Origin of the sequence: Stenotrophomonas sp. PS02289, assembly GCF_029960115.1 — a bacterium.
Taxonomy (GTDB): Bacteria; Pseudomonadota; Gammaproteobacteria; order Xanthomonadales; family Xanthomonadaceae; genus Stenotrophomonas.
In genome coordinates this window covers 1-17,536 of the sequence record NZ_JASCOZ010000088.1, presented here as the reverse complement: position 1 = coordinate 17,536, position 17,536 = coordinate 1, and the positions used below count along the sequence as shown (strand labels likewise).

Genomic DNA, 17,536 nt, shown 5'->3' with positions numbered 1-17,536 from the left:
GCCGTTGGCCGGCCCACCGAATGTGTCCAACGTTCATGAGGGCCGGCCAACGGCCGGCGCTACCGGAAGGTTTCCGAAGCCCGAGGTTATCCGTGCAGTTTGTTCCGGAAGCCCGAAATTAGCCGAGCAACTCAAACTGCACGGATTCACCGCTGATCGAACTCGCACACACCCACACATCAAACACACCCGGCTCCGCGCGATACACGCCATCACGCCCAGTGAACCCGAGCGCATGACGGTCCAGGGTGAACACCACCTCGGCACTTTCGCCCGGCTGCAGCGCGATCTTGCGGAAGCCCTTCAGCTCACGCACCGGCCGCACGCGGCTGGCGACGCGGTCGTGGATGTACAACTGCACCACTTCCTCGCCCGCGACCGCACCGGTGTTGGTCACGGTAGTGGTGATGGTGAGGGTGTCATCCCAGCCGAGCTTGGCCTGGCTGAGCTGCGGCAGGCCGTAGCCATAGGTGGTGTAGCCCATGCCATGGCCGAACGGATACAGCGGTGCGTTCGGGATCTCGCGCCAGCGTGCCTTGAACTCGGACATGGTCGGCAGTTCGGGGCGACCGGTGCGCGGGTGGTTGTAGAAGAACGGCTGCTGCCCGCTGACCTGCGGGAAGCTGACCGGCAGGCGGCCGGACGGGTTGTAGTCGCCGAACAGCACGTCGGCCACGGCCGGACCGGTCTGGGTACCGAGGTACCAGGTGACCGCCACGGCGGCAGCATTGCGCACCGCGCCCTGCAGGGCGAGCGCACGACCATTGCGTAACAGCACCACCAGCGGCTTGCCGGTCATCGCCACCGCTTCGGCCAGCGCCTGCTGCGCCGGCGGCAAGGTGATTTCCACGCGCGACTGCGCTTCACCGCTGTAACGCTGCGGCTCGCCCAGGGCGAGCACGACCACGTCGGCGCGCAGTGCGGCGGCAACTGCCTGTTCCACGCCGTCCTGCAGGGCGGCTTCCAGATCGCAGCCGGGCACGATTTCCAGCAGGCTTTCATCACTGATCGCGGCGCGCACGCCGGCTTCCAGGGTGACATAGCGCGACTTGTCGCCGAACAGGGTCCAGCAGCCTTCGATGTTCTCGCGGTCCTGCACGAACGGCCCGATCAGCGCGATCTTCTGACCGGCCTTGCGCAGCGGCAGCACATTGCCTTCGTTCTTCAGCAGCACGATGGAACGACGCGCGGCATCGCGCGAGAGTTCGTCGTGCGCGGCGATGTGCGAGGTGTCGGCTTCGCGGGTCAGGTCGAGCGAACGGTACGGGTCGTCGAACAGGCCGATGGCTTCCTTCAGATTGAGGATGCGGCGGACGGACTCATCCAGCGTGGCCATCGGCACCTCGCCGCTTTCGACCAGACCGGGCAGATGGTCGGCATAGAAGCCGCTCTGCATGCTCAGGTCCAGACCGGCGGTGAAGGCCTTGGCAGTGGCGTCGCGGTCGTCGGCGGCGTAGCCGTGCGCGACCAGTTCCATGTCGGCGGTGTAGTCGGAGATGACCACGCCGGGGAAATTCCATTCACCACGCAGGATGTCGGTGAGCAGTTCGGCATTTGCGCTGGCCGGCACGCCGTTGATGTCGTTGAACGAGGACATCACGGTGATCGCGCCGGCGTCGAAGGCGGCCTTGAACGGCGGCAGGTGGACGTCGCGCAGGGTCTGCGGCGAGATGTCGACCATGTTGTATTCCATGCCCGCCATCACCGCGCCGTAGGCGGCGAAGTGCTTGGGCGTGGACAGCAGGGCGTCGTGTGCGTGCAGGTCGTTGCCCTGGAAGCCGCGCACACGGGCGGCGGCAAACGCGCAGCCCAGCACCACGTCCTCGCCGGCGCCTTCGGCACCGCGGCCCCAGCGCTGGTCGCGGGCGATGTCCACGGCCGGGGCATAGGTCCAGTGCAGGCCGCCAGCGGTGGCTTCCACCGCGGTGGCGCGGGCGGTGCGCTCGGCCAGGTCGGGCTCGAAGCTGGCCGCTTCACCCAGCGGGATCGGGAACACGGTGCGCATGCCGTGGATGACGTCGGCGGCCAGGATCACCGGGATCTTCAGGCGGCTCTCTTCCACCGCGACCTGCTGGATGCGGCGACCGGCTTCGACGCCGACACCGTTGAACAGCGAGCCCACCTTGCCCTCACGGACCTGCTGCAGCACCTGGTCGGCGTTGCGCACGTTCGCTTCCGGGTTCACGTCCGGGGCAAACGGCCGAACCATGTCTGCGAACACACCCAACTGGCCGACTTTTTCTTCGACGGTCATCTGGGCAATGAGGGTTTCGATGCGATCGGAGGCCACCGGCGGTCCTTATGAAAACGTTTACAAGGCCGGGATTCTAGCGTCCCCAACCCCGTTGTGAGTGATTTTGGCGTTCATTTTTTTCCCGCAGGGGGAAAAACCCGACGCAGCGCACGCTGCGCCGGGCGGCACGGCAGCTTACTCCGTCGGGGACCGTACGGTCTGCGCGGTCATCAGCATGGCGTCGCTGGAGGCCTGGAACACCCGCAGCCCGAACGCCGGCAGGATCGCCAGCAGGTGGTCGAACACATCCGACTGCACCCCTTCATAGGTGCCCCAGGCGGTGCTGCGGGTGAAGCAGTAGATCTCCAGCGGCAGGCCTTCGGTGGTGGGCTGCAGCTGCCGTACCAGCAAGGTCATGTCCGTATGGATGCCGGGGTGGCTGCGCAGGTAGCGCTCCACATAGGCGCGGAAGGTGCCGAGGTTGGTGACCCGGCGCGCGTTGACCGCGGCCAGGCCCTGGGCCTGCAGCTGGGCGTTGTGCTGGTCCAGCTCGTCCTGCTTTTCACGCAGGTAGTCGCCGAGCACGCTGAACTGCTCCAGCCGGTCCACGGCGGCCTCGTCGAGGAAGCCGACGCTGTGCTGGTCCAGATACAGCGCGCGCTTGATCCGGCGACCGCCGGCCTCCTGCATGCCACGCCAGTTCTTGAACGACTCGGTGACCAGCTTCTTGGTCGGAATGGTGGTGATGGTCTTGTCGAAGTTCTGCACGGTGATGGTGTGCAGGGCGATGTCGATGACGTCGCCATCGGCGTTCTGGCTGGGCATTTCGATCCAGTCGCCCAACCGCACACGGCCGTCGCCACTGATCTGCACGCTGGCCACCAGCGACAGGATGGTGTCCTGGAAGATCAGCATCAGCACGGCGGTGGCGGCACCGAGGCCAGTGACCAGGGGACCGAGTTTCACCCCGAGCAGGGTGGCCACGATGGACAGGCCGGCGATGACGAAGACGACGATCTTGACCACCTGCAGATAGCCCTTGATCGGCTTGTTGCGGGCGTCGGGGCGTCGTTCGTAGAGTTCGTTGGCGGCATCCAGCGCGTGGGAGACGGCCAGTGCGACGGTGAGCACGGCCCAGGCGCGGCAGGCGGCGATGACGAAGTTGACCAGTTCCGGCGGCAGGTCGGGGACGATGCGGATGCCGGCGGCCAGCACCATGCTGGGAACCACGTTGGACAGGCGCGAGATGACGCGCAGGTTGCTGCCCTGTTCGCGGCCGTTGCCGGCGCCGCCGGGCAGGCGCGCCACCAGTTTGCGCAGGCCGCGCAGGAGGATATTCTTGGTGACGAAGTTGGCCAGCCAGGCGGCCAGGATGAGGGCGGAAAGGACCACCGCGGTGTAGGCCCAGGGCCAGGGTTCGAGCGTTTGTTGCAGGTCTTCGAGGAGCTGTACGGCGATTACGGCGTCTACCATCGTTCTTTGGGTTCCTTGGGGAGAGCAGCCGGGCAAGCCCGGCTCTACGGGTGGCAGGTCGAGTGATTTACTGGGCCGAGCGTTCGATGATGACGCCCACGGCCTTGGCACCGCGCACGGCACCGGGCTTGCTGAGCTTCAGGCGCAGCCACTGCACGTTGAACTCGCGCAGCACGATCTCGGCGATGCGCTCGGCGAGGGTTTCGACCAGGCCGAAGTCGGATTCGCGCACGAACTGCTCGATGCGCTTGCTCACGGCCTTGTAGTTCAGGGTGTCGGCGATGTCGTCACTGGCCGCGGGCTTGCGGTTGTCGAAGCCCATTTCCAGGTCGAAACGCAGGGTCTGGCGGATGCGCCGCTCCCAGTCGTAGATGCCGATCAGGGCGTCCACTTCCAGCCCTTCGATGAATACCTTGTCCATAGTCATGCCATATGAAATATGGCGTCCATGGTACCGGGGCAAGGCGGAATGTGCCGGGAACCGGTCGGGATCCCAAACCGGGCGCTTACGTCATCAACGGGTCGTGCCTGCCTTGGGCGTCAATTCGTAACCGAACACGTCAGCGGCCAGATTCACGAACCCAATTCTGGTGCCATAGACCGCCACTGCGATCAGCGCCAGAACCCCCACAGCCAGCAGGTTAGCCACAAGATTCTCGGCAATGGCGCGCAGCCAGGACCGCGATTTGGACAGCTCAACCGCCAGATCTTTTTCGTACTTCCGCTCAAGTTCGCTCATGGCCTCGCTGAGGACTTCCTGTGAGAAGACCTGCAGTGCCTGCTCTGCCTCGGATCGATACGCGTCTGTCCTCAGCTGCAGATTCGAGGCCATGATGAAGGCGGAGAGCTCTTCGCCACTGGGGTTCCGATCCATGTCCGTATTCATCTTTTCGATGAATGCCAGCTTGTCCCGCTTGTAGAGCGCGTAGGCGACGTGACCAACCATGTCGTCGTCCCCGCCGACCAGACTTGCATAGGTCAGGTGCGTGGCGGCCATCGTGCTATCTACGCTTGAGCGAACTGAAGGCGACCTTCCCCGCTTTGGCAATCTGGTCGGAGGTCAGGAGAATCACCTTGACGCCAGCGCCCTTGCCGGGCGCGCAGTTCCTACCGGCTTCAGACCCGCGGTCCATGATTCTGGTGTTCGCGCCTCGAACCGCCTGCAGCGTGACGAGGTTCTTTGGTACCCACTGGGTCATGCCGATCTCCTGCGGGTGCATCCGCGGGCTGACGATAGTGTCTGGCCGGGATACACGACGTTATGGTCCAAGCAGTGTTGGCCCGAGCGCCGCAACAATCCAGAGCGTCTGTCGGTTTAGGCCTTGGCGTGCGCCTACACCGCCGGCAGCGTGGCCATGTCCCAGCGGGGGGTGACCTGCACCTGTGGCGGATTGTGCTGGCCGGCCTCCAGACGCAGGGCTCCGGCGAAGGCGATCATCGCGCCGTTGTCGGTGCACAGCGCGGGGCGCGGGAAGCAGACCCGGCCGCCGCGGCGGCGGGCCATTTCGTCCAGGCGGGCGCGCAGGCGACGGTTGGCCCCGACGCCGCCGGCGACCACCAGCACGTCGCAGCCGGCCGCATCCAGGGCGCGGTCGCACTTGATGGCCAGGGTCTCGACCACGGCGTCTTCAAAGCCACGGGCGATGTCGGCACGGGTGGTCTCGCTCTGGTCGCTGTCGCGCCAGGCCATCAGCACCTGGGTCTTCAGGCCCGAGAAGCTGAAATCCAGCCCGGGGCGGTCGGTCATGGGGCGGGTGAACTTGTAGACGCCGGGGGTGCCGCGTTCAGCCAGGGCAGCCAGCTGCGGACCGCCGGGGTACGGCAGGCCCATCAGCTTGGCGGTCTTGTCGAAGGCCTCGCCGGCGGCGTCGTCCAGGGTCTCGCCGAGCAGGCGGTACTGGCCGATGCGGTCCACGGCGACCAGTTGGGTGTGTCCGCCCGAGACCAGCAGGGCCACGAACGGCGGCTCCGGCGGATCATCTTCCATCAGCGGGGCCAGCAGGTGGCCTTCCATGTGGTGGACGCCGACGGCCGGCACCTCCAGCGCCCAGGCCAGTGACCGGGCCACGCCCGCGCCGACCAGCAGCGCGCCAACCAGGCCGGGGCCAGCGGTGTAGGCCACCGCGTCGATGTCGTTCACGCCCAGCCCGGCCTCGGCCAGGGTCTGGCGGATCAGCGGCAGCAGCTTGCGCACGTGGTCGCGGCTGGCCAGTTCAGGCACCACCCCGCCGTACTCGGCGTGCAGGGCGATCTGGCTGTACACCGCATGGGCGCGCAGGGCTTCCGGGCCGGTCAGGGCGGTGTCGTACACCGCTACGCCGGTCTCATCACAGGATGATTCAATACCAAGGACTCGCATGCCTGCTATTATGGACCTCTTGCGGCCCCGGCAGCGTCATCGCCCGGGAGCCCTTGTTCCTCCTCGTGGCCGGAAATTCGCCAGGGAGGGTTGCAACTTCCTTGTCCGCCGCTATAATGTGCGGCTCTCACCGGGCGTGACCCGGTTCTACTGTGTCCGGAGATTCCATGCCCAGCGTCAAAGTCCGCGAGAACGAGCCCTTCGAGTTTGCGCTCCGTCGCTTCAAGCGCACCTGCGAAAAGGCCGGCGTTCTGGCCGAAACCCGCAAGCGCGAGTTCTATGAAAAGCCGACCCAGGAGCGCAAGCGTAAGGCTGCTGCTGCTGTGAAGCGTCAGCTGCGCCGTTCGTCGCGCGACGTCACCAAGCGTCAGCGCCTGTACTGATCGGACGCACTTCGATGCGACAGGCTTGACCTGTCGCGACGGAGCCGAAGCCGGAACGCGCGAGCGTTACCGGCTTTTTGCGTTTCCACCGGTCACGCGCCCTGCCCCACCCCATTCACGAACCGAGGTGTTCCATGAGCCTGAAGCAGCAGCTCACCGATGACATGAAGGCCGCCATGAAGGCCGGCGAAAAGCACAAGCTGGGCGTGATCCGCCTGATCAATGCTGATATCAAGCGGAAGGAAGTCGACGAGCGCATCGAGCTGGACGACACCGCCGTGATTGCCGTGCTGGACAAGATGGTCAAGCAGCGCAAGGACTCGATCACCCAGTACGACGCGGCCAACCGCGACGACCTGGCGCAGATCGAGCGCGACGAACTGGTGGTGATCGAAGCCTACCTGCCGGCCAAGATGGGCGAAGCCGAGATCGTGGCCGCCATCCAGGCCGCGATTGCTGAAACCGGTGCCAGCGGCCCGGCCGACATGGGCAAGCTGATGGGCGCGCTGAAGCCGAAGCTGGCGGGTCAGGCCGATATGGGGCTGGTGTCGAAGCTGGTGAAGCAGCAGTTGGGTTGAGTTTGGGGGGCATCGCTTGATGAGGGCGATGCCCTTTTTTGTTTTCACCGTGTCTTTGACGGGTGGCTGCTACAACGGGGTCATGTTTGAAGACCCGCACGATCACGAGGGCGTTCCGTTGCGCCTGCGCAAGTATGTGGACCGGCTGGAGCGCAGCTTTCCGGCGGCCGTGGGCAAGCGCTTCGTGGAGATCGACGTCCTGACCCAGGCCGCGTCGGTTTCGTTCTATGCCCTGCTCTCGATGGCCCCGCTGCTGGTGCTGCTGCTGTGGCTGACCGCCTCGCTGTATCCGCCGGCGCAGCAGGCGCTGGTCGGGCAGATTGCCGATGTGGCCGGATCAAGCGCGGCCAGCGTGGCCGACACGGTGCTGAAGAACGCCGACAACCAGCCGGACGTGGGTTCGCTGGCGGGGGTGTGGAGCACCCTGCTGCTGTTCATTGGTGCCACGGCGGTATTCGCGCAGCTGCAGAACGCGCTGAACCTGATCTTCCACACCAGCGGCGAGCGCCTGGACGGGATCAAGGCCTGGCTGCGCAAGCGGGTGTTCTCGTTCGGCGTGGTGCTGGCACTGGGCTTCCTGCTGATTCTGTCGATGACCGCCACCACCATGCTGCAGGTGGCCTTCGCGCAGCTGCCTTCGGTACTGCCGGCACTGGGCTATGTGACCACGCTGCTGCTGTACGCGGTGGCGTTCGCGTTTCTGTACCACTACCTGCCCGACCGCCGGGTGGAATGGCGGCAGGCGTTCATTGGCGGGGTGATCACTTCGGCGCTGTTCGCGCTGGGCCGCTATGGCATCGGCGTCTACATCGCCACGGTTGCCCCGGGCAGCGCCTACGGTTCGATGGGGGCGCTGGTGATCTCGCTGGTGTGGATCTACTACGCCACGGTGGTGTTCTTTGTCGGGGCGCTGATGACGGCGGTGATCGACGAGCGGCTGCGGGCACGGGCGCAGCTGGCGCAGGCGGGCATTCCCTGCCCGAAGCCGGGCGAGGCGGCCGGCAACGGGTAAACTAGTCGGAGCCCATGGCCCGTATCCCCGACGCGTTCATTGATGACCTGCTGGCCCGCTCCGACATTGTCGAAGTGGTGGGCAGCCGTGTGCCACTCAAACGCCAGGGCAAGGAATACGCAGCACGCTGCCCGTTCCATGACGAGCGCTCGGCCTCGTTCACCGTCTCGCCCACCAAGCAGTTCTATCACTGCTTCGGCTGCGGCGCGCACGGTACGGCGATCAGCTTCCTGATGAACTACGACCGCCTCGAGTTCCTCGACGCGGTAGACGAGCTGGCCAAGCGCGTGGGCATGGAAGTGCCGCGCGACACCCAGCCGCGCAGCGCGCAGCAGCAGGACGACAGCCGCGACCTGTACTCGGCACTGGACGCGGCTACGCGCTTCTTCCAGAAGCATCTGGAGGGCAGCGACAAGGCGCGCGCCTACCTGGACCAGCGCGGCGTGGATGCCGACGTGCGTGCGCGGTTTGCGATCGGCTATGCGCCGGATGGCTACAGCGCGCTGAAGGACGCGCTGGGCAAGGACGAGCGTCGACTGAAGCTGCTGGACCGGGCCGGGCTGTTCTCCAAGAACGACCGCGGGCATGTCTACGACAAATTCCGCGACCGGGTGATGTTCCCGATCTTCGACCGTCGCGGTCGGGTGATCGCCTTCGGCGGCCGCGTGCTCGACAAGGACGACGGACCGAAGTACCTCAATTCCCCGGAAACCGCCCTCTTCCACAAGGGCCGCGAACTGTATGGCCTGTGGCAGGTGCGCCAGGCCAACCAGAAGATCGAGCGGCTGATCGTGGTGGAAGGCTACATGGACGTGGTGTCGCTGTTCCAGTTCGGGGTCACCCAGGCGGTGGCCACGCTGGGTACGGCGACCACGCCGGACCACGCCGAGCTGCTGTTCCGCAACGCGCCGGACGTGTATTTCTGTTTCGACGGCGACGCCGCCGGCCGCCGTGCGGGCTGGCGTGCGCTGGAGTCGGTGCTGCCGCGCATGAAGGATGGCCGCCAGGCCTTCTTCCTGTTCCTGCCCGACGGCGAAGATCCGGACACCATCGTGCGCAAGGAAGGCAGCGAGGCATTCGACGGACGCCTGAAGCAGGCGACACCGTTGTCGCAGTTCTTCTTCGACGAGCTCACCCGTGAAATCAACATGGGCACGCTGGATGGCAAGGCGCGCCTCGCCGAACGCGCGCGCCCGATGCTGGCGCAGATTCCGGATGGTGCCTTCGGCGACCTGATGAAGCAGCAGCTGGCCACGCTGACCGGGCTCGGTGCTGCGGCCTCCGCGCCCGCCCAGCCTTCACGGCCCCCCCCGCGTGCGGTGGCCCCGGCACAGAAGCGCAGCCTGGTGCGCGCGGCGATTGCGATCCTGCTGCAGCAACCCTCGCTGGCCATGACCCTGCAGGGCCACCAGATCAACGGCCTGCGCCTGCCGGGCGTGGAGCTGCTGCTGGAACTGCTGGGGCTGGTGGAGCAACGCCCGGACATCAGTACCGGCGCGCTGCTGGAACACTTCGACGGCCGCGAGGAGCAGGCGTCACTGCACAAGCTGGCCGCGCAGACCCTGCCCGGCGATGACGCGATCTGGACCCAGGAGCTGCACGACGCGGTGGCGCAGCTGGAAAAGCAGCTGTTGCTGCAACGTCTTGAGGAGCTTCAGGCAAAGCAGCGCCAGCAGGGTCTGGACGATACTGACAAATACGAGTTGCGTGAGCTGCTGAAGGCACGCGCGACATTGCGATGACGCTGCAAGGGACCCACCCACGATGACGCATTGGTGGTCGCGCCTGCGACCGGACAACTTCACCCTGGCCCTGCTCTGCACGGTGCTGCTGGCCTCGTTCCTGCCGATGCGCGGCGCTGCGGCGATGGTGCTCGACGACGTCACCGATGTGGCCATTGCCGCACTGTTCTTCCTGCATGGTGCGCGCTTGCCGCGTGAGTCGATCATGGGCGGCCTGCTGCACTGGCGACTGCACCTGACGATTCTGGCCTGCACGTTCGTGTTGTTCCCGCTGCTGGGGTTGGCGTTCAAGCCGCTGGATGGCTGGCTGCTGACGCCTGAGCTGTATATCGGCGTGCTGTTCCTGTGCACGCTGCCGTCCACGGTGCAGTCGTCGATTGCATTCACCTCGATGGCCGGCGGCAATGTGCCGGCGGCCGTGGTGAGTGCATCGCTGTCGAGCATCCTCGGCGTGTTCCTGACCCCGCTGCTGCTGACCCTGCTGGCCGGAACGACGGGCGGCATGCACAACCCCGGACAGGCGATCGGCAGCATCATGCTGCAGTTGCTGGTGCCGTTCGTGGCCGGTCACCTGCTGCGGCCGTGGATTGCCGGCTGGGTACAGCGCCAGCGCGCGCTGCTACGCTACACCGACCAGGCCACGATCCTGCTGGTGGTGTATTCGGCATTTGGCGAAGCGGTGAATGAAGGCCTGTGGAGCAAGACCCCGCTGCTGTCGCTGCTGAGCGTCGCACTGGTGGCAGCGGTGCTGCTGGGCGTGGCGATGCCGCTGATCACGGTGTTGGCGCGGCGGATGGGCTTCAACCGCGCCGATGAGATCACCATTGTGTTCTGTGGTTCGAAGAAGAGCCTGGCCACCGGCGTGCCGATTGCCAAGGTATTGTTCGCCGGCGGCGGCCTGGGCGCGATCGTGCTGCCGGTGATGATCTACCACCAGATCCAGTTGATCGTGTGCGCGGTGATTGCGAAGCGGTATGCGCGTATGGCACCGGCAGACAACACGGCGTCATCGGGCGGGTAATAACGCTCGCGTGCGTTGGGGTGGGATTCCGCTGGGTGCCATGCGCAATGCACAACCGGCGCGGGGTATGCTTTGGTAGAGGCGGTCGATAGACGCCTGCCGATAACGGTGATCGGTGCTTTAACGCATGGACCTAACCGGGCAAATGTCTGCGTTCCCCGGTCATGCCCTACCGGGCGTTGAACTGCTATCTGCGGTCGACTGACGTGCGACCCTACCAAACCTCGCAGGACCGCCCAAAGGGCGGTCCTGCCAAGCACATCAGTCCTTCACCGCGGCTGCAATCTGCCGCAGCACCTCGACTTTGCGCTGCACATCGCCTTCGCCCGTGGCAATCAGCGTGTAGAACTTACTCTCCCCCGCCCAAACCAAGGAAGCGCGGCTGCGCCCCTGATCGTCGGAGATTCGCTCGAGTTGCGCTGGGGTGTGATTGACCTTGGCGTTCTGCAGTTCAGCAATTACCTCAATGGTGGTACCCGGTATCCGGAAGTTGTCTTCGTTGAACTCGACAATACCGACGCCATCCAGCCGGAAGAATCTGGTCAAGCCAGTGGAACTGAACCCATCAAGTGCGCCGCTCGGCTCCATCCCGATCAGCTCGGCAACCCCCAACAGGCTGCCCTGGAGATTGGTTGGTGGTGACGGCAATCGGCCGCGCAGCTCGGCGTTGGATCGCACAACCTTGGGCAGCGAAGCAATCATTTCAGGCTGTGAGGGTATCTCGCCCTTGGCAACACGCTTCACTCCAGCGCGGCTCCGCGCCATCTCGGCGCGGAAGTGCTGTTTGACTTCCTCTGGTGCCTCCAGCTCGGATAGAGGGATGACACGAAAGGTGCCTTCTGTCTCGGAGCCGCGAGGACCAGGACCACTATCCTGAAGCGCAGATTGCATTGCACGGTTACTCAGCCATTGACCAACAGCATCAACGTCATCCTGAGCGGCGTGGCTTGAGGGGCTGAGCAGAGCTCCGGCAATCAAGACGGGAAGAGCTAGCGACTTCATCATTCTCACCACTCGGTCAGATTGCAGTTGGTTGCGTAGGTGTTTCGGGTGTAGACGACGTTCTGGAATATCCACGTGTGGTAACCCTTAACGGTGATGCGCTCGTTGTGAGACTGATCACCCGCGCGGAAGCGCCATGAGAACGTGCCATTGTTGGGCGCACCCAAGGTGTGCCTCGGCTTCAACTCGCCTTGCGCATGGTGCGTACTCGCGGCTGACCCCTGCATCTTTCTGAAGAAGGGACGGTCGTACGTAATTGATTCATTTACAAAGAACGCGCAGTTCGCGCGACTAATCGCCTTCATCGCGGCGGATGCCTCTGCTGCGCCGAGCGCTCCCATCACCGCAAGCGCGGTAGCAGCAACGCGTTGGGTTAGTGTCATCACTGTTCCATTTGATTGCGCGAGAGAATTCCCGCGGCGTACGTTCTACGCAGCAAGCATCTGCAAAAGTGAGCACTACGTCTCATTCCATTCGTGCAAACGAAGAACTACTTGGGAACGCGGAGAATCCCTACAAGTGAAAGTGTCCGATGCGACACGCTTTGCCTGACCGTCGCGTGAGCGATCAGATGTCTCCGCCCAACAACCGCGCCACGGTGAAGCGCGGCAGGAATACCCACAGGTCATAACTCCGGTCTGCGCGGGTATCCACTTTGGGGGGTGCGGCGTCACGCTGGATCAACGCCCGCGTACCGCATTTCCTGTGACCCATGCACGCCCAGAATTCGCCGCCACGTGCTTCGATACGCACGTTGTAGAGCGGCAGGCCCTCCAGCAGCGACGTGGCCGGAGGATACGGCAGATACGTCGGCTGGCCTCGACTGCCATGCACATTGCCGGTCAGCACGATCATGCGTCCCGTCGCTGGCAATGCGTGGAATTCCGCACGAAGGGTTTTGGCCATGTCGGCGTCACGCGCGCCTGGACCACCTTCGCCGGCCGTGTTCTCGTCAAAACCGACGACGGCGACGTCCCTGCCCTGCGCACGCAGCGCGCGTGCGGCCTCGATCAGGTCCAGCATGTCCTGGCTGCGGCGGCCATCGTGCAGGTGGTCTCTCACGTTCCAGTACGGCGAGTTGCGCAAAGCGTGTTTGGCCGCGGCGTCGCCGCTGGAGGCCATGTAAGCGGCCAGTGCGGTGTTCTCGGTGGTGGGGAGTTCCAGTGCGAGTTGCAGCGGCGTTTTCTCGTCGTAACCCTGCAGCAGCGCTTGCACCAACAGCGGGGTTTCCCGGGTTCCGTGCAGTTCGCCCAGCACCAGCAGTCGGTGGTCGCCCGCATGCGCGCGGATCTGCGCGGCGGTCTCCTGGTACACGTCCGGCGTGGCCGCGTGCGCAAGGGAAGAAGCAACTGCGAAGAGGAGTGCTGCGATCCAGCGTCTGTAGTTCATGCCGTCGTTCCTTGTTCGGTCAGAACAGCAATGGTGGCGATACAGGGGGATGCAAGGGGGGGGGACTGCCTGCGTTCGGGCGGCATGGGTGGCATTGGTAGAGGCGGTCGATAGACGCCTGCCGATAACGGTGATCGATGCTTTAACGCATGGACCCTGTCGGGCTAACGTGTCCGCTCAACGGTCATGCCCTACCGGGCGTGGAACCGCTATCGGCGGTCGACTGTCGTGCGACCCTACCGGCGACCCGCGCCACCGTAACCCTGATACACCGCATCGATGAACGCGTCGCAACGCGCCCAGACAACGAATTGCCGATGCTCTACGGGCGGTCCTGCCAATCACCTCAGTCCCTCACAGCTCCTGCAATCTGCTGCAGCACCTTGGCTTTGCGCTGCACGTCGCCTTCGCCCGTTGCGGTCAGGGTATAGAGCTTGTTCTCCCCTGCCCAGTTCAACGTCGCGCGGCTGCGCCCCTGACTGTCGGCGACCCGGTCCAGTCGCGCGTGCACGTCATTCACGCGGGCATTCTGCATTTCAGCAATCACCGTTATGGTTCTGCCCGGCGTTCGGAAGTGGTCTTCCTTGAATTCGACGATGCCGATGCCTTCCAGTCGATAGAACCGGGTCAAGCCGGTGTACCCGGCACCATCCAATGCACCGCTGGGCTGCATTCCGATCAGCTCGGCAGCACCGAGCAGGGTGGGCTGGAGGTCGGTCGGCGGCGAGCGCAATTGGCTGTGCAGCTCCGCGCTGGATGACACGAGCTCGGGCAGCGAAGCGGACATCTCGGCGATTGAGGGGATTTCGCCATTGGAGACGCGCTTCACCTTGGCCTGGTCGCGCGCGATCTCGGCGCGGTAGCGCTGTTTTACTTCCTCCGGTGCGTTCAGCTCGGCCAGCGGAATGACGCGGTAGCTGCCTTCACGCTCGGCGGGAGCTGCGTGGGTTGAGGTGAAGAACAGGATGCCTGCGATCAGAACGGGTAGTTTCGGCGAATTCATGAGGAGTCCATTCAATGGCGCGAGTTGGCGCTTGCGGACTTCATTCTAGAAGCTGAGCATCGTTGGAGGTGGTAGAGGCGGTCGACAGACGCCTGCCGATGACGGTGATCGGTGCTTTAACGCATGGACCCTGCCGGGCTAACGCCTGCGTTCCGAGGTCATGCCCTACCGGGCGTTGAACCGCTATCGGCGGTCGACTGTCGTGCGACCCTACCAAAGCAGACCGCGCGCGTGCCAAAGATCGTGCACGCCGGACACACCTCGCGCGTGCCAAAGATCGTGCACGTCGGACACACCGCGCGCGTCCCGAAGTCTGCGCACGCCGCGCAGACCGCGAGCGTCCCGAAGGTCGCGCATGCCGCGCAGACCGTGCACGGCCCGAAGATCGCGCGAGCCGCACACACCGTGCATCCCGCACGTCGCGCGCCGTTACAACCAGGGCAGCATCCAGTGGTCGACCATGAGGAAGGCGAACAGCGCCATCAGGTAGACGATGGAGTAGCCGAACATCTTCATCGAGAACAGCTCGTCCGGCGGATTGAGCATGCGCCAGGCGTACCAGACGAACACGGCGTTCAACACCACCGCGCCGCCGAGGTAGAACAGGCCGCTCATGCCCACCACGACCGGCAGGATGCTGATGATGGCCAGCACGATGGAATACACCAGGATCGACTTGCGGGTGTAGACCACGCCGTGGGTGACCGGCAGCATCGGGATCTTGGCCTTGGCGTAGTCTTCGCGGCGGAAGATGGCCAGCGCCCAGAAATGGGGCGGGGTCCAGATGAAGATGATCAGCACCAGCAGCGAGGCATATACCCAGTCCATCGGGCCCTGCATGCCGGTGATCGCAGCCCAGCCGAGCATCGGCGGAGTGGCACCGGCAAGACCGCCGATGACGATGTTCTGCGAGGTCGCGCGCTTGAGGTACACGGTGTAGATCACCGCGTAGCCGATCAGCGAGGCGAAGGTCAGCACGGCGGTGATGACGTTCACCCAGACCACAAGGATGGTCATCGACAGCACGATCAGCACGCTGGCGAACACCAGCACCTGCCACGGCTTGACCTTGCCCACCACCAGCGGACGCCACGAGGTGCGCGCCATCTGCGCGTCGATCTGGGCGTCCAGCAGCTGGTTGATGGCGGCGGCCGCGGAGGCGGCCAGCCAGATGCCCAGAAAGCCGAGTGCGCCGGTCAGCGCCTGCTGCGCGGTGGGGAGGCCGGGAATGGCGAGGAACATGCCCACCAGGGCGGTGAACACGATCAGGGCCACTACCTTGGGCTTGGTGAGATCCCAGTACTGCCTGATGCTCATGGGACGGGCTTCCCGGCTTCGGTGGCCAGCCGGGCAGAGCCCGGCTCTACCTTGTCGTCCGGATCGCGGGCGACGTCGCCGGGGGCGCGCATCCGCGCCAGCAAGGTGACCAGCACGAACAGCAACGCCACGGCACCGCCGCTGTGAGCCACGGCCACTTCCAGCGGCAGCGCCAGCTTGACGTTCAAAATGCCCAGGGTGATCTGCAGCACCACCAGCACGCCCAGAGCCGTGGCCCAACCGCGCATGCTGGGCAGGCGGAACAGACGCACCGACAACCACAGCAGGTACACGGCGACGATCACGGCGAACATGCGATGGGCCATCTGGATGGCGATGCGCGAAGCACCGTCGAGCACGCCGCCTTCGTAATCGACGCCGATGCCGCGCCACAGGGTGAAGCCTTCCTGGAAGTTGTGCGGCGGCCACCACTGGCTGACACAGCGCGGGAAGTTGTCCAGCGAGGCGCTGCCACCACCGCAGGCGAGTGCGGCGTAGTTGGCGCTGACCCAGCCGCCGAGCGCGATCTGCACGACCAGCACGGCGACGCCGACGCGCAGCAGGTTCTTCAGCGTGGGCGCTTCCACCAGGGTGATCGGCATGTGGGTGGCGCGCCACGCCATCCAGACCAGCAGCCCGAACATCAGCATGCCGCCGAGCAGATGGCCCATCACCACGATGGGTTTGAGCAGCAGGGTGACCGTCCACATGCCGAGCAGGGCCTGGAAGATCACCACCGCCAAGGTCAGCAGCGCGGCGCGTGAGAGATCGATGTTGTTCCAGCGCAATGCGGCGATCAGCAAGATCACCTCGCCGAGCACGGCGATGATGCTGGCGGGAACGTGGTGGCCCATCATGTACAACGGGATGCCGGCGGCCACCAGCACGCAGGCGGTGATCACGGCCGTGCTGCCCCAGCGACGGCGGCGGGTAGCCAGCAGCGCCAGGGTGAGGATCTCGACGCCGAGCGCGCCGGCGAGGAAGCGGTGCACCTGCTCGCGCCAGGCCTTGTGGGTTTCCAGCGGACGGATCTGGGTGGCGACATGGTCGGCCACTTCGGCGGCGTGCTGCGGCCAGGTGACACGGCCATAGCAGGTCGGCCAGTCCGGGCAGCTCAGGCCCGCATCAGACAGGCGCACGAAGGAGCCGAACATGATGGTGCTGGCCGTCATGATCAGGGCGAACCACGCCAGACGGTGGAAATTGCGATGCAGCGCCGGGCGCGCGGTGGGGTTCATCAAACGGAACTCACTTCAGTTTCAACAGCGTGGCCATGTCCTTGCGCAGACCGGCCAGTTCGAATCCCGGCGCATACCGCATGAGCACGAACCCGTTCGGGTCGACCACATACACAGGCGTGCCGGCGACATCGTCCACACCCGGCAACACGGCGCGCAGCTCCGGCTGGGGCTGCAGCGCGCGCAGGGCGGGCAGGCCCTGGACCTCGGCCGGCGGCGTACCCAGCCACAGGATCTCGACATTATCGGCCCTATGCCCGAACAGCTGCCACACCTTGGCCAAGTCCTGCGACAAAGTGACGCACTCGACGGCGCAGCCAGGAGCCGGGGCGACGAGGATGCGCCAGACCTGGGTTTCGGACTTCCACGGGTAGGGCTGGCCGCTGGCCAGGGTCGGCGGCAGCGCGCGCACGTCCAGGTGCGGTTCGATCATCTGCCCGGTGTTGCGGTGAGCGGCGGGCTCCCAGCCGGAGAAGCGCAGCAGCCCGGCCAGCGCCACGGCCCCGAAGAACAGGCCGAACAGGGCGACCAGGGTCCAGCGGCCGCGGTTACGGGCTTTGAGCTGTTCCGGGGTGATGGCATTCATGGGCGGGATTTTCGCATGTTGAGGGGGGATGGGAGGGGGGTTCGGGGGTGGTCGCGAAGAGCCAGCCGGGCAAGCCCGGCTCTACGGGTCATGGCGCGGCGACGGATCGCGCGCGGGCGGCGGGACATCGCGCGCGGCCGGATCGCGCGGAGACGGCGGGGCATCGCGCGCGGCCGGATCGCGCGGAGACGGCGGGGCAT

At 65.3% G+C, this 17,536-nt stretch carries 18 protein-coding genes; 5 read left to right on the top strand and 13 right to left on the bottom strand.

Going from position 1 to position 17,536, the window contains the following annotated elements:
• Positions 1-118: 118 nt before the first annotated feature.
• The 6 genes from QMX83_RS13220 to tsaD form a co-directional block, all read right to left on the bottom strand.
• A complete protein-coding gene (locus QMX83_RS13220; protein ID WP_282297095.1) occupies positions 119-2,290 on the bottom strand; it encodes a glycoside hydrolase family 3 N-terminal domain-containing protein in 2,172 nt (723 codons plus the stop codon).
• 138 nt (positions 2,291-2,428) lie between these two features.
• On the bottom strand, positions 2,429-3,706 hold the full coding sequence (locus tag QMX83_RS13215) for a mechanosensitive ion channel domain-containing protein (protein ID WP_282297093.1): 1,278 nt from the start codon (positions 3,704-3,706) through the stop codon (positions 2,429-2,431).
• A gap of 67 nt (positions 3,707-3,773) precedes the next feature.
• Entirely contained in the window at positions 3,774-4,127 is a 354-nt protein-coding gene (gene folB, locus QMX83_RS13210) for a dihydroneopterin aldolase (protein ID WP_282297098.1), read from the bottom strand.
• 93 nt (positions 4,128-4,220) lie between these two features.
• Positions 4,221-4,703: a hypothetical protein gene (locus tag QMX83_RS13205; RefSeq protein ID WP_282297091.1), complete on the bottom strand. Its 483-nt coding sequence runs from the start codon at positions 4,701-4,703 to the stop codon at positions 4,221-4,223.
• Between the two features lie 4 nt (positions 4,704-4,707).
• Entirely contained in the window at positions 4,708-4,905 is a 198-nt protein-coding gene (locus QMX83_RS13200) for a hypothetical protein (protein WP_282297090.1), read from the bottom strand.
• A 134-nt stretch (positions 4,906-5,039) separates the two neighbouring features.
• Positions 5,040-6,065, bottom strand: a complete 1,026-nt coding sequence (gene tsaD / locus QMX83_RS13195; RefSeq protein WP_282297089.1) for a tRNA (adenosine(37)-N6)-threonylcarbamoyltransferase complex transferase subunit TsaD — start codon at positions 6,063-6,065, stop codon at positions 5,040-5,042.
• Positions 6,066-6,232: 167 nt separating this feature from the next.
• Between tsaD and rpsU the strand changes: the two genes are divergently transcribed.
• The 5 genes from rpsU (at position 6,233) to QMX83_RS13170 (ending at position 10,801) form a co-directional block, all read left to right on the top strand.
• Positions 6,233-6,448: a 30S ribosomal protein S21 gene (gene rpsU / locus QMX83_RS13190; protein ID WP_002808376.1), complete on the top strand. Its 216-nt coding sequence runs from the start codon at positions 6,233-6,235 to the stop codon at positions 6,446-6,448.
• A 134-nt stretch (positions 6,449-6,582) separates the two neighbouring features.
• Positions 6,583-7,026, top strand: coding sequence for a GatB/YqeY domain-containing protein (locus QMX83_RS13185; protein ID WP_282297088.1), 444 nt, complete (start codon positions 6,583-6,585; stop codon positions 7,024-7,026).
• Between the two features lie 82 nt (positions 7,027-7,108).
• Positions 7,109-8,038 (top strand): YihY/virulence factor BrkB family protein, encoded by a 930-nt coding sequence (locus QMX83_RS13180; protein ID WP_282297097.1) that lies wholly within the window; start codon positions 7,109-7,111, stop codon positions 8,036-8,038.
• 14 nt (positions 8,039-8,052) lie between these two features.
• The gene (gene dnaG / locus QMX83_RS13175) at positions 8,053-9,780 is read left to right on the top strand and encodes a DNA primase (protein ID WP_282297087.1); all 1,728 of its coding nucleotides are present in this window, start codon (positions 8,053-8,055) and stop codon (positions 9,778-9,780) included.
• 22 nt (positions 9,781-9,802) lie between these two features.
• The gene (locus tag QMX83_RS13170) at positions 9,803-10,801 is read left to right on the top strand and encodes a bile acid:sodium symporter family protein (protein ID WP_282297086.1); all 999 of its coding nucleotides are present in this window, start codon (positions 9,803-9,805) and stop codon (positions 10,799-10,801) included.
• Between the two features lie 261 nt (positions 10,802-11,062).
• On the opposite strand, the gene QMX83_RS13165 is transcribed toward QMX83_RS13170, so the two are convergent.
• From QMX83_RS13165 to QMX83_RS13135, 7 genes are all read right to left on the bottom strand, one after another.
• Complete coding sequence (locus QMX83_RS13165) at positions 11,063-11,803, bottom strand: hypothetical protein (protein ID WP_282297085.1); 741 nt, start codon at positions 11,801-11,803, stop codon at positions 11,063-11,065.
• Between the two features lie 5 nt (positions 11,804-11,808).
• Positions 11,809-12,186 carry a hypothetical protein gene (locus tag QMX83_RS13160; RefSeq protein WP_282297084.1) on the bottom strand — a complete coding sequence of 126 codons (378 nt, stop codon included), beginning with the start codon at positions 12,184-12,186 and terminating at the stop codon, positions 11,809-11,811.
• Positions 12,187-12,370: 184 nt separating this feature from the next.
• Positions 12,371-13,192, bottom strand: a complete 822-nt coding sequence (locus QMX83_RS13155; protein WP_282297083.1) for a calcium-binding protein — start codon at positions 13,190-13,192, stop codon at positions 12,371-12,373.
• Between the two features lie 346 nt (positions 13,193-13,538).
• Entirely contained in the window at positions 13,539-14,195 is a 657-nt protein-coding gene (locus QMX83_RS13150) for a hypothetical protein (RefSeq protein WP_282297082.1), read from the bottom strand.
• Positions 14,196-14,624: 429 nt separating this feature from the next.
• Positions 14,625-15,512: a heme o synthase gene (gene cyoE / locus QMX83_RS13145; RefSeq protein ID WP_282297081.1), complete on the bottom strand. Its 888-nt coding sequence runs from the start codon at positions 15,510-15,512 to the stop codon at positions 14,625-14,627.
• A complete protein-coding gene (locus QMX83_RS13140; RefSeq protein ID WP_282297080.1) occupies positions 15,509-16,750 on the bottom strand; it encodes a COX15/CtaA family protein in 1,242 nt (413 codons plus the stop codon). The genes cyoE and QMX83_RS13140 overlap by 4 nt, the downstream gene beginning before the upstream one ends.
• Before the next feature lie 10 nt (positions 16,751-16,760).
• Complete coding sequence (locus QMX83_RS13135; RefSeq protein WP_282297079.1) at positions 16,761-17,336, bottom strand: hypothetical protein; 576 nt, start codon at positions 17,334-17,336, stop codon at positions 16,761-16,763.
• Positions 17,337-17,536: the final 200 nt, after the last annotated feature.

Excerpts from the sequence above, each read along its gene's own strand:
- QMX83_RS13215 (WP_282297093.1), bottom strand. The coding sequence starts at position 3,706 with ATGGTAGACGCCGTAATCGCCGTACAGCTCCTCGAAGACCTGCAACAA.
- folB (WP_282297098.1), bottom strand. The coding sequence starts at position 4,127 with ATGGACAAGGTATTCATCGAAGGGCTGGAAGTGGACGCCCTGATCGGC.
- QMX83_RS13205 (WP_282297091.1), bottom strand. The coding sequence starts at position 4,703 with ATGGCCGCCACGCACCTGACCTATGCAAGTCTGGTCGGCGGGGACGAC.
- QMX83_RS13200 (WP_282297090.1), bottom strand. The coding sequence starts at position 4,905 with ATGACCCAGTGGGTACCAAAGAACCTCGTCACGCTGCAGGCGGTTCGA.
- tsaD (WP_282297089.1), bottom strand. The coding sequence starts at position 6,065 with ATGCGAGTCCTTGGTATTGAATCATCCTGTGATGAGACCGGCGTAGCG.
- rpsU (WP_002808376.1), top strand. The coding sequence starts at position 6,233 with ATGCCCAGCGTCAAAGTCCGCGAGAACGAGCCCTTCGAGTTTGCGCTC.
- QMX83_RS13185 (WP_282297088.1), top strand. The coding sequence starts at position 6,583 with ATGAGCCTGAAGCAGCAGCTCACCGATGACATGAAGGCCGCCATGAAG.
- QMX83_RS13180 (WP_282297097.1), top strand. The coding sequence starts at position 7,109 with ATGTTTGAAGACCCGCACGATCACGAGGGCGTTCCGTTGCGCCTGCGC.
- dnaG (WP_282297087.1), top strand. The coding sequence starts at position 8,053 with ATGGCCCGTATCCCCGACGCGTTCATTGATGACCTGCTGGCCCGCTCC.
- QMX83_RS13170 (WP_282297086.1), top strand. The coding sequence starts at position 9,803 with ATGACGCATTGGTGGTCGCGCCTGCGACCGGACAACTTCACCCTGGCC.
- QMX83_RS13165 (WP_282297085.1), bottom strand. The coding sequence starts at position 11,803 with ATGAAGTCGCTAGCTCTTCCCGTCTTGATTGCCGGAGCTCTGCTCAGC.
- QMX83_RS13160 (WP_282297084.1), bottom strand. The coding sequence starts at position 12,186 with ATGACACTAACCCAACGCGTTGCTGCTACCGCGCTTGCGGTGATGGGA.
- QMX83_RS13155 (WP_282297083.1), bottom strand. The coding sequence starts at position 13,192 with ATGAACTACAGACGCTGGATCGCAGCACTCCTCTTCGCAGTTGCTTCT.
- QMX83_RS13150 (WP_282297082.1), bottom strand. The coding sequence starts at position 14,195 with ATGAATTCGCCGAAACTACCCGTTCTGATCGCAGGCATCCTGTTCTTC.
- cyoE (WP_282297081.1), bottom strand. The coding sequence starts at position 15,512 with ATGAGCATCAGGCAGTACTGGGATCTCACCAAGCCCAAGGTAGTGGCC.
- QMX83_RS13140 (WP_282297080.1), bottom strand. The coding sequence starts at position 16,750 with ATGAACCCCACCGCGCGCCCGGCGCTGCATCGCAATTTCCACCGTCTG.
- QMX83_RS13135 (WP_282297079.1), bottom strand. The coding sequence starts at position 17,336 with ATGAATGCCATCACCCCGGAACAGCTCAAAGCCCGTAACCGCGGCCGC.